Below are 9,077 nucleotides of genomic sequence, written 5' to 3'. Positions count from 1 at the left end.
GCGCTCGGCGCCGACCTGCGCATCGTCGCGCCCGACGCGCGGATGTCGGTGATGGAGATCAAGTGGGGCCTGATCCCCGACATGTCCGCGACCCAGTCGCTGCGCCGCCTGCTCCCGCTCGACGTCGCGCTCGAGCTCACGCTCACCGGCCGCGTCGTCTCCGGGACCGAGGCGAAGGAGATTGGCCTTGCCACCCGCGTCTCGGCCACCCCGCGCGAGGACGCGCTCGCGCTCGCCGCCGAGATCGCCGGCAAGAGCCCGGACGCGATCCGCGCCGCCAAGCGCCTGTTCCAGGAAGCCTGGCACGCCCCGGCCGCCGACGGCTTCCTCCTCGAAGAGACCCTGCAGCGCTCGCTGATGGGCCGGCCCAATCAGGTCGAGAGCGTGAAGGCGAACTTCGAGAAGCGCGCCCCCCGGTTCCAGAATCCCTAGAAGCGGTCTCGGAAACCCCGACCCGAGCCCGGCGCGCGGATTCGGCCCGAGATCGAGGCGCGAGAGCGCAGGCGTATCTCGTCGATACGGCGAGCTCTCGCAACGACGAGATCGGGGCGAAGACGCGTGTCCGGCGACGGGAGCGGGTTTCCGAGACCGCTTCTAGTAGTCGTCGCCCTTCAGATCCAGGAAGACGATTCCGCCGACGAGATCGAGGATCTCGAGCGGGTCGATGCCGAGATCGATGCCGATGATCGCGGCCTGGAAGCCGGCCCCGACCTCGAGCGGTCCGTAGTAGGGCTTCGACCAGCCCTCTTCCGTCTTGTCGCCGGCCACGCTGAGCTCGGCGCCGGCGAACGACTCGATTCCGACGGGAAGGTTCACGCGCGGACGACCGCGCGGGCCGGGAATGCCCGCGAACACGGTCGCGTGCGCGCCGAGCACCACGTCGACGGCCTCCGTGACGCGAGCCTGGACGGTGAAGCCGGGTCCGACGCGCACGCGGAGGCGCACGAGATCGAGAATGTCGAAGAGGCGGTTCGGGATGTACATGAGCACCGGGTGCTTCTCGCGCGGCTCCTCGGCGGGCTCCGCCTTGGCGGGCTCTCCCGCCGCGGGCTCGGCCATCGCCGACGTCGCCGCGAGGGCGACACAGAACACGAACGCAGCGAGCGCGGCTCGAATGGTCGTCGTCATTACGCCTCCTCTTTTCATCCTACCGCGAAGTCTCGCGGTGCGAAATGCAATCACTGCGGCTCCCATGCGGGTCGGCCATCCATGCGCGCCCACTCGCGCATCTTGCCGGAGATGAAGTCCACGGTTCGTCGGTGCGCCTCCCGCGCGCCGATCGCCGGGTCGACGGCCGGCCCGAAGGCGAAGCGCAGCTTGCGATCGCGGTGCAACGGGCCCCACTCCTTCATGAACTCGAACCGTTTTCCGTTGCCCCAGAAGTCGGTGCGAAGCGCGATCGGCACGACGCGGACGCCCGTCCTCGCGGCGAGCTTCACGCCCAGGGAATTGAAGTTTGCCGGGCGGAACTCGTCCTGCCGCGTGCCCTCGGGAAAGATCACCAGCGAGACTCCACCCGCCAGCCGCTTCGCGCCCTCCTCCAACACCGTGACCATGTCGCGGCGCGCATCCTTGCGCGTCACGACCACCGGATCGCGCGAGCGCATGATCGGGCCGAACAGGCTGCCGCGGGTCAGCGATTCCTTGACGACGAAGGTGACCGGTCGATGCGGCCGGATCAGCGCCGGCAGCACCATCGATTCGGTCGTGCTCATGTGATTGGAGACGAACACGACCGGCGCCCGAAGCGCCGCCACGTTCTCCAGGCCCTCGATGTCGAAGCGCGCGCCGTGGCGCTCCATCGAATCGAGGACCTCCCATGAGCTGCGGTTCCAGGCCTCGTCGGCGAAGCGGCCGCGCCGGGCCGCCCTGGAGCAGCTCAGCACCAGCCGGATGTAGTCGGCGTAGAAGACCCAGCGCGCGCCGCCCAGCCAGCGATCGAGGAGCGTTCGCCGTCTGCCCGGGTCGGTGACGTACGTTCCGCCGGGAAAGTAGTTCGTCAGTCGCATGGCGGATGCGATTCGTGTCCGACCTCGACGACCGCCACCCCGCGAGTCTCAGCGCTTCACGAAGTCGATCACGACGCCCGCGGCTTCGCGCCGGCGGTAGACGATCTCGACGCCCTCGCCGTAGCGCGCCTGCATCTGGTGCAGGAGCGGGATCGGGTCGTGGTCGTTCACGAAGCGCATGGTCTCGCCGGCGTTCAGGGCATCCAGCGCGCCGAAGATGGCCGCGTGACGGAAGCGCTTGGCGACGCCGCGGGCGTCGAACCCGTAGATCGCATCGGACGTGGTGTGGTCATGGACGTGCGGTGTGCTCATGGCTCGGCTCCAGGCTGTGAAAGTCGCCGCATCATAGTCGAGCCTCAGTGCTCTTTGCCGTCGGCGCGCGGACGCAGCAGCCAGGGAACGTAGCGCCAGCCGAGCAGGCCGAAGCCGGCCAGCCAGCAGGTCGCGGTCAGGTGGAGCCACGTCGGATAGGAGCTCGGGGCGAGCTGCGGCGCGACGATGCGCAGCGCAAGGCCCGTCAGCATCACCCAGAGCACCGCCTTGTCGAGCGCGTCGAAGACGACCTTGCGCCCGGTGTGCCCGCGCGAGATGCGCACGATCATCGCCGGCGTGATCAGCCCCATTGCGCCGAGCGTGAAGAGATGGACCGAGACGCTGCCGACCCAGGCGTGCCCCTGCCCGATCGCTTCGACGCCGAGCTGGGCGATGATGGCGGCGGCGCCGAGGAACATGATGCCGACGTCGATGCGCGTGAGCGCCCGGTGCGGGTGCCACATGGAGAAGCGGCCGAGCAGAAGAAGCGCGAGCAGCCCGCTCGCGGACGCCGCGAGCGCGTCCGGCAGGAACGGCGCGAACACCAGCGCCAGGCCCAGGCTCTTGATCGCGTGGTCGAGCGCCGCGATGCGCGGAAGCGAGAGCTGGAACACGCCCTTCATGAACTGCACGAGCGTGCGCTCGAGCATGATCAGGAAGGCCAGCCGGAACAGCGCCAGCGCCATGCCCCGCCCCGTCGCGAAGTGCTCGGGCGAGAGCAGCAGCCACTTGGCCGGCAGGAAGAGCGGGAGCGCGATCCAGAAGTACACGTTGTCGCGGTAGCTGTCCGTCTTGCGATGCCCGATCAGCGTGACGAGCAGCAGGCCGACGATGGAGGCGAGGTACAGGTAGGACGAGAGCGCGAGCAGCGCGGCGGGCCAGACGCCGCCGAAGAGCATGCCGGCGCGCTCGAAGATCCACGCTGCGGCCAGAAAGATCAGCGTGCCGCCGTGATGGCCGCGGATGCCGACCCAGTTCTTGCTCGAGGTCAGAAGGAACCCGCCGAGCATCGCCCAGCCGAAGCCGAAGAACATCTCGTGGGCATGCCACTGCAGCGGCGCGGTCGCGAGCGCCGCGGGCGGCGGCACGCTGCCGCCGAGCATGAGCACCCAGGTCAGCGGCAGCGTGGCGCCGGCCAGGCAGGCCAGCGCGAAGAACGGCCGGAAGCCGACGAGCCAGAACGGGTGGGCCATTGCGCGGGTGAGCATCGAAGCCGTCGAGGGAATTCCTAGGCGAGCAGCCGGCCCAGGATCTCGCGCAGGACGGCGGGGTCGGCCTTGCCGCCGCTGGACTTCATGACCTGACCGAGGAAGAAGTTCAGGAGCTTCGTTTCTCCGGCGCGGTACTTGGCGAGCTGCGCGGGGTTGGCGTCGATCACCGCGCGCGCCAGGCGCTCGAGCTCGCCGGTGTCGGAGACCGCCTCGAGACCGCGCGCGCGCATGATCGCTTCCGGGCGCTCTCCCGTCTTCGCCATCTCGGCGAAGACCTCGCGGGCCGAGCCCGCGGTGATGCGGCCGGCGTCGACGAGCGCGAGCAGATCGACCAGGTGCGCGGGCGTGATCGGCAGCTCGCGAAGCGCGCGGCCGGACTCGGTCATCGTCGCGAGCACGTCGCGCATGATCCAGTTCGAGACGACCTTCGGCTGGCCGCAGGCGCGGACCGCGGCCTCGAAGAACTCCGAGACGTCGCGGTCCTCGGTCAGCACGGCCGCGTCGTAGGACGGAATCCCGAGCTCGGCGCAGTAGCGCGCACGGCGGACCTGCGGCAGCTCGGGAAGCGAGGCGCGGATGCGCTCGAGCGTGTCGGGTGAGACGCGCAGCGGCGGCAGGTCAGGGTCGGGGAAGTAGCGGTAGTCGTCGGCCTGCTCCTTGGTCCGCATCGGCGTCGCCACGCCCGCGCGGTCGTCCCAGTGCATCGTCTGCTGCTCGATGGTCCCGCCGCCCTCGAGCAGGTCGACCTGGCGGCGGATCTCGGAGGCGATCGCGCGCTCGACGAAGCGGAACGAGTTCAGGTTCTTGAGCTCCGTGCGGGTGCCGAGCTTGGTGTCGCCGATCCTGCGCACCGACACGTTGGCGTCGCAGCGGAACTGGCCCTTCTCCAGGTCGGCGTCGGAGACGTCCAGGTAGCGCAGGATCTGGCGCAGGCTGCGCAGGTACGCGCCGGCCTCGTCGGGCGTGTGGATCGTGGGCGTCGAGACGATCTCGACCAGCGGCGCGCCGGCGCGGTTCAGGTCGACGTGCGTGACGCCGCCGCCGGTCACGGCGTCGTCGTGGATGTTCTTCGCCGCGTCCTCTTCCATGTGGATGCGCGTGAGCGCGATCTGTCGCGTCTCGCCGTCGAGCTCGATCGGCACCGCGCCGTCCGTGCAGTACGGCTCCTCGTACTGCGAGATCTGGTAGCCCTTGGGCAGGTCCGGGTAGAAGTAGTGCTTGCGCGCGAAGACCGAGACCGGGTGCACCTTGCAGCCGAGCGCGAGCGCGAGCCGGACGGCCAGCTCCACCGCCTTCTCGTTCAGCACCGGCAGCACGCCGGGCAGGCCGACGTCGACCTCGGTGGTCTGCGTGTTCGGAGCCGCGCCGAAGGCGTGCGGGGCGGAGCTGAACAGCTTCGACTCGGTCTTGAGCTGCGCGTGCACCTCGAGACCGATCACCGCCTCCCATCCGGAAGGCATCTTGAACGCGCCCGGCTCGGCCATGCGGCTAAGGTACCAAGTTGATCAGCCGGCCGGGAACGTAGATCACCCGGCGCGGCGCGCCCGAGCCGACGTGCTTGGCGACGTTCTCGCTGGCGAGCGCGGCGGCCAGCGCGGTGGCCTGGTCGGCGTCGGACGGAACGCGGACGCGGTCGCGAACTTTTCCCGCGACCTGGACCGTGAGCTCGATCTCGTCCTGCACGAGGAGCGCTCGCTCGGCCACCGGCCAGGGCGCGCGGACCAGGGACTCCGCGTGGCCGAGCCGCTGCCAGAGCTCCTCGCCCAGGTGCGGCGCGAGCGGCGCGAGCAGAAGCACGAAGGCTTCGACCAGCTCGCGCGTGGCCGGGCCGTCCTTCTCCACGTCGCGGACGAAGACCATCAGCGCCGAGATCGCGGTGTTGAACTCCAGGGCCTCGAAGTCGCGCGTCACCTTGTCGATCGTGCGCGCGAGCAGCCGCCGCTGCGCGTCGCTTCCGGGTCCCGGCGCGAAGTCCCGCGCGCGGTCGCCGGCGTCGTCCTCCTCGCAGACCAGCCGATACGCGCGGCCGAGGAAGCGCGCGACGCCCGGGATTCCGTCGGTCGACCAGGGCGCGGCCTTTCCCAGCGGCCCGATGAACATCTCGTACAGGCGCATCGCGTCGGCGCCGAACTCGTCGATCACGTCGTCGGGATTCACCACGTTTCCGCGGCTCTTCGACATCTTCTCGATCACTTCCTCGAGGTCGACGTCGACCGCCGGCGCGAGCGCCCGCCCGTTCTGCCAGCGCACCTTCTCGGGCTCGATCCACTCCTCGGCCAGCTCCGCGCCCGAGCCGACGTGGACCGGCGTCTCGCCCTCGAAGCGCACGTCGGCGCGGGAGTAGTACTTCGGCTCGCCTTCGGCCTCGCTCTTGAACAGCCGGTAGCTCTTGCCCTGGATCATGCCGGGGTTCAGCAGCTTCTGGAACGGCTCCTTGGTGTGCACCAGGCCCAGATCGAAGAGCACCTTGTGCCAGAAGCGCGCGTAGAGCAGGTGCAGCACCGCGTGCTCCGCGCCGCCCACGTACAGGTCGACGTTCATCCAGTAGCGCTCGGCCTCGGGCGAGAACGGCGCGCTGTCATTGGTCGGATCGCAGAAGCGCAGGTAGTACCAACAGCTCCCCGCCCACTGCGGCATGGTGTTGGTGTCGCGAAGCGCCGCTCGCCCGGTCTTCGCATCGGCGACCTCGACCCACTCCCGCGCGCGCGCGAGCGGCGGCTCGAAGCCGCCGCGCGGCTTGAAGTCGTCGAGCTCGGGAAGCTCGACGGGGAGCTCCGCGTCGGGCACGAGCACCGTCTCGCCGCTCTCCAGATGGAGCACCGGGAACGGCTCGCCCCAGTAGCGCTGCCGGCTGAACAGCCAGTCGCGGAGCTTGTACGCGACCGAGCGCGCGCCCAGGCCGCGCTCGGCCAGCCAGGCGCTGATCTTCGCCTTCGCCTGCGCGGTCGGCAGGCCGTCGAGCAGGCCCGAGTTCACCGCCGCGCCGTCACCCTCGTACGCCGCGCGGGTCACGTCGCCGCCGCTCACGACCTCGACGATCGGCAGCCCGAACGTCCGCGCGAACTCCCAGTCGCGCGCGTCGTGGCCGGGCACGGCCATGATCGCGCCGGTCCCGTAGCCGGCGAGCACGTAGTCGGCGATCCAGATCGGGATCCGCGCGCCGTTCACCGGGTTCGTCGCGAACGCGCCCGTGTCGACGCCCCCCTTGGTCTTCGCCTCGGCCATTCGCGCGCGCTCGCTCTTTCGCGCGCTCGCCTCGACGTACTCGGTCACCGCCGCGCGCCGCGCGGGCGTGGTGATCTTCGCGACCAGCGGGTGCTCGGGCGCGAGCACCATGTAGGTCGCGCCGAAGAGCGTGTCGGGCCGCGTGGTGAAGACCTCGATCGACTCGCCCGGGTGGTCGGCGAGCGCGAAGAACACGCGCGCGCCCTCGGAGCGGCCGATCCACTCCAGCTGCATCTTCTTGATGTGCTCCGGCCAGTCGACCCCATCTAGGTCCTCGATCAGCCGGTCCGCGTAGGCGGTGATGCGCAGCATCCACTGCTTCAGCGGCACGCGCACGACCGGGTGCCCGCCGATCTCGCTCTTGCCGTCGCGGACCTCCTCGTTCGCCAGCACCGTGCCCAGCGCCGGGCACCAGTTCACCGGCACCTCGGCCTGGTAGGCCAGCCCCTTGTCGAAGAGCCGGCAGAAGATCCACTGGGTCCAGCGCACGTAGCGCGGGTCGGTGGTGTCGATCTCGCGCTCCCAGTCGTAGGAGAGGCCGAGCGCCTGCAGCTGCTCGCGGTAGCGCGCGATGTTCCGCGTCGTGGTCACGCGGGGGTGCTGCCCCGTGCGCACGGCGTGCTGCTCCGCGGGCAGGCCGAAGGCGTCCCAGCCCATCGGGTGCAGCACGTTGAACCCGCGCATGCGCTTGTAGCGCGCGTACACGTCGGTCGCGACGTATCCCTTCGGGTGGCCGACGTGCAGGCCCTCGCCCGACGGGTACGGGAACATGTCGAGCACGTAGTACTTGGGCCGGCTCGGATCGATCGAAGTGCGGAAGGTCTTCTCTTCCAGCCAGCGGCGCTGCCAGCGGGCTTCGATCTTGCGCGGCTCGTACGGCATGCGCGGCAGGATAGCAGCTCGTCTCGTCGCGTCTGCCCGGCTAGAGTGGCGGATGGCGATGGCGAAGCACGAGACACCGAGCTCGGAAGCCGTCTGGTCGGCGAAGCCGCTCTCCGCGCGGGAGCTCGAGCGCAAGTCCGAGCTGCTGGCGCAGCGCGTGCGCGCGCTCGCTCCGAGCCAGACGCGCAGCGTCGCCGACTTCGTGCGCGCTCTCGGCGGAATGAGCATCCAGGCGCGCAACCTCGGACGGTGTTACGAGGTGCTCGAGGCGATGCTTCGCGATCCCGATCGGCCGACCATCCTGCTCGGGCTCGCCGGACCGCTGATCGCGGGCGGCTTGCGCCAGGTGATTCGCGAGCTGGTCGAGCACAACCTGGTCGACGTGGTCGTCTCGACCGGAGCGATCCTGTACCAGGACGTCTACCAGGCGCGCGGCTGGGCGCACTATCGCGGCTCGGTCCAGGCCGACGACGCGGCGCTTCGCGAGCTCTACGTCGACCGCATCTACGACACCTACGTGGACGAGGTCGGCTTCGCCGACACCGACACCTGGATCGGCCGCATCGCGGACCAGCTCGCGCCCGGCGCGTACTCGAGCCGGCAGTTCATGGACCAGATCGCCGATCGCCTCGACGACCCGCTCTCGATCGTCGCGACCTGCCGGCGGCACGGCGTGCCGATGTTCCTGCCCGCGCTGAACGACAGCTCGATCGGGATCGGATTGACCGAGCACCACCACCGCCGCGTCGTCGCGAACGAGCCGGGCGTCGTGATCAGCTCGATCCAGGACAACTACGAGCTGACCCAGATCGTCGCGCGCTCGCCGGCGACCGCGGCGTTCTTCGTCGCGGGCGGCGTGCCGAAGAACTACATCAACGACGCGGTCGTCTCGAGCTACGTGCTCGGCCAGCCCGACCACGGCCACCGCTACGCGCTCCAGGTCACCACCGCGGTCTCCGCGGACGGGGGCCTCTCGGGCTCGACGCTCGACGAGGCGGAGAGCTGGGGCAAGGTGCGGCACGGCGCGTCGCGCGCGATGGCCTGGCTGGAGCCGACGGTCTCGCTCTCGCTGCTCGCCACCGCGGCGATCCAGGAAGAGCTCGCGAAGGGGCGCTCGCGGCTGCGCATGAGCTGGAACGGGCAGATCCTCGAGCGGCTCGAGACCGCTGCGGGAGGCTAGTGGTGCTGCTCGTCGACGGCGCCTGGCTCGAGTCGCGGCTTTCGGATCCAGACCTGCGCGTGATCGACGCGAGCTGGTACCTGCCCGCGCAGAAGCGCGACGCGCGCGCCGAGTACGCGGCCGCGCACATCCCGGGCGCGATCCATCTGGACCTCTCGAGCGACCTCGCAGACGCCGGGGCGAAGCTCCGCAACAGCGTCGCTCCTCCCGATGCGCTCGCGCGCGTCTTCGCTAGCCGCGGGATCGGAAGCGCCCATC

General features: G+C 70.1%; 9 protein-coding genes. 2 read left to right on the top strand and 7 right to left on the bottom strand.

Going from position 1 to position 9,077, the window contains the following annotated elements; translation table 11 throughout:
* Window positions 1-432: enoyl-CoA hydratase (locus tag FJ108_12095; protein ID MBM4336636.1), on the top strand; the 432-nt coding region annotated here is incomplete at its 5' end.
* A gap of 162 nt (window positions 433-594) precedes the next feature.
* Here FJ108_12095 and FJ108_12090 read toward each other — a convergent pair.
* Genes FJ108_12090 through FJ108_12065 form a run of 6 tightly spaced genes read right to left on the bottom strand, consistent with a single transcriptional unit; the run spans window position 595 to window position 7,639 of the window.
* The gene (locus FJ108_12090) at window positions 595-1,128 is read right to left on the bottom strand and encodes a hypothetical protein (protein MBM4336635.1); all 534 of its coding nucleotides are present in this window, start codon (window positions 1,126-1,128) and stop codon (window positions 595-597) included.
* Between the two features lie 50 nt (window positions 1,129-1,178).
* Window positions 1,179-2,009: a 1-acyl-sn-glycerol-3-phosphate acyltransferase gene (locus tag FJ108_12085; protein MBM4336634.1), complete on the bottom strand. Its 831-nt coding sequence runs from the start codon at window positions 2,007-2,009 to the stop codon at window positions 1,179-1,181.
* Window positions 2,010-2,057: 48 nt separating this feature from the next.
* A complete protein-coding gene (locus FJ108_12080; GenBank protein ID MBM4336633.1) occupies window positions 2,058-2,321 on the bottom strand; it encodes a DUF2249 domain-containing protein in 264 nt (87 codons plus the stop codon).
* Between the two features lie 44 nt (window positions 2,322-2,365).
* Window positions 2,366-3,529: an NnrS family protein gene (locus tag FJ108_12075; GenBank protein MBM4336632.1), complete on the bottom strand. Its 1,164-nt coding sequence runs from the start codon at window positions 3,527-3,529 to the stop codon at window positions 2,366-2,368.
* Window positions 3,530-3,549: 20 nt separating this feature from the next.
* A complete protein-coding gene (gene gatB / locus FJ108_12070) occupies window positions 3,550-4,992 on the bottom strand; it encodes an Asp-tRNA(Asn)/Glu-tRNA(Gln) amidotransferase subunit GatB (GenBank protein ID MBM4336631.1) in 1,443 nt (480 codons plus the stop codon).
* Between the two features lie 28 nt (window positions 4,993-5,020).
* Window positions 5,021-7,639, bottom strand: a complete 2,619-nt coding sequence (locus FJ108_12065; protein MBM4336630.1) for a leucine--tRNA ligase — start codon at window positions 7,637-7,639, stop codon at window positions 5,021-5,023.
* Between FJ108_12065 and FJ108_12060 the strand changes: the two genes are divergently transcribed.
* Window positions 7,638-8,819, top strand: a complete 1,182-nt coding sequence (locus FJ108_12060; GenBank protein MBM4336629.1) for a deoxyhypusine synthase — start codon at window positions 7,638-7,640, stop codon at window positions 8,817-8,819. The two genes, FJ108_12065 and FJ108_12060, sit on opposite strands and share 2 nt — an antisense overlap.
* On the opposite strand, the gene FJ108_12055 is transcribed toward FJ108_12060, so the two are convergent.
* Window positions 8,816-9,076 carry a hypothetical protein gene (locus FJ108_12055; protein MBM4336628.1) on the bottom strand — a complete coding sequence of 87 codons (261 nt, stop codon included), beginning with the start codon at window positions 9,074-9,076 and terminating at the stop codon, window positions 8,816-8,818. The two genes, FJ108_12060 and FJ108_12055, sit on opposite strands and share 4 nt — an antisense overlap.
* Window position 9,077: the final 1 nt, after the last annotated feature.

It is taken from the genome of Deltaproteobacteria bacterium (genome assembly GCA_016875225.1).
Taxonomy (GTDB): Bacteria; Myxococcota_A; UBA9160; order SZUA-336; family SZUA-336; genus VGRW01.
The sequence above is the reverse complement of the archived record's forward strand: the minus strand, read 5'-3'. Positions and strand labels throughout refer to the sequence as shown.

Excerpts from the sequence above, each read along its gene's own strand:
- FJ108_12090 (MBM4336635.1), bottom strand. The coding sequence starts at position 1,128 with ATGACGACGACCATTCGAGCCGCGCTCGCTGCGTTCGTGTTCTGTGTC.
- FJ108_12085 (MBM4336634.1), bottom strand. The coding sequence starts at position 2,009 with ATGCGACTGACGAACTACTTTCCCGGCGGAACGTACGTCACCGACCCG.
- FJ108_12080 (MBM4336633.1), bottom strand. The coding sequence starts at position 2,321 with ATGAGCACACCGCACGTCCATGACCACACCACGTCCGATGCGATCTAC.
- FJ108_12075 (MBM4336632.1), bottom strand. The coding sequence starts at position 3,529 with ATGCTCACCCGCGCAATGGCCCACCCGTTCTGGCTCGTCGGCTTCCGG.
- gatB (MBM4336631.1), bottom strand. The coding sequence starts at position 4,992 with ATGCCTTCCGGATGGGAGGCGGTGATCGGTCTCGAGGTGCACGCGCAG.
- FJ108_12060 (MBM4336629.1), top strand. The coding sequence starts at position 7,638 with ATGCGCGGCAGGATAGCAGCTCGTCTCGTCGCGTCTGCCCGGCTAGAG.
- FJ108_12065 (MBM4336630.1), bottom strand. The coding sequence starts at position 7,639 with ATGCCGTACGAGCCGCGCAAGATCGAAGCCCGCTGGCAGCGCCGCTGG.
- FJ108_12055 (MBM4336628.1), bottom strand. The coding sequence starts at position 9,076 with ATGGGCGCTTCCGATCCCGCGGCTAGCGAAGACGCGCGCGAGCGCATC.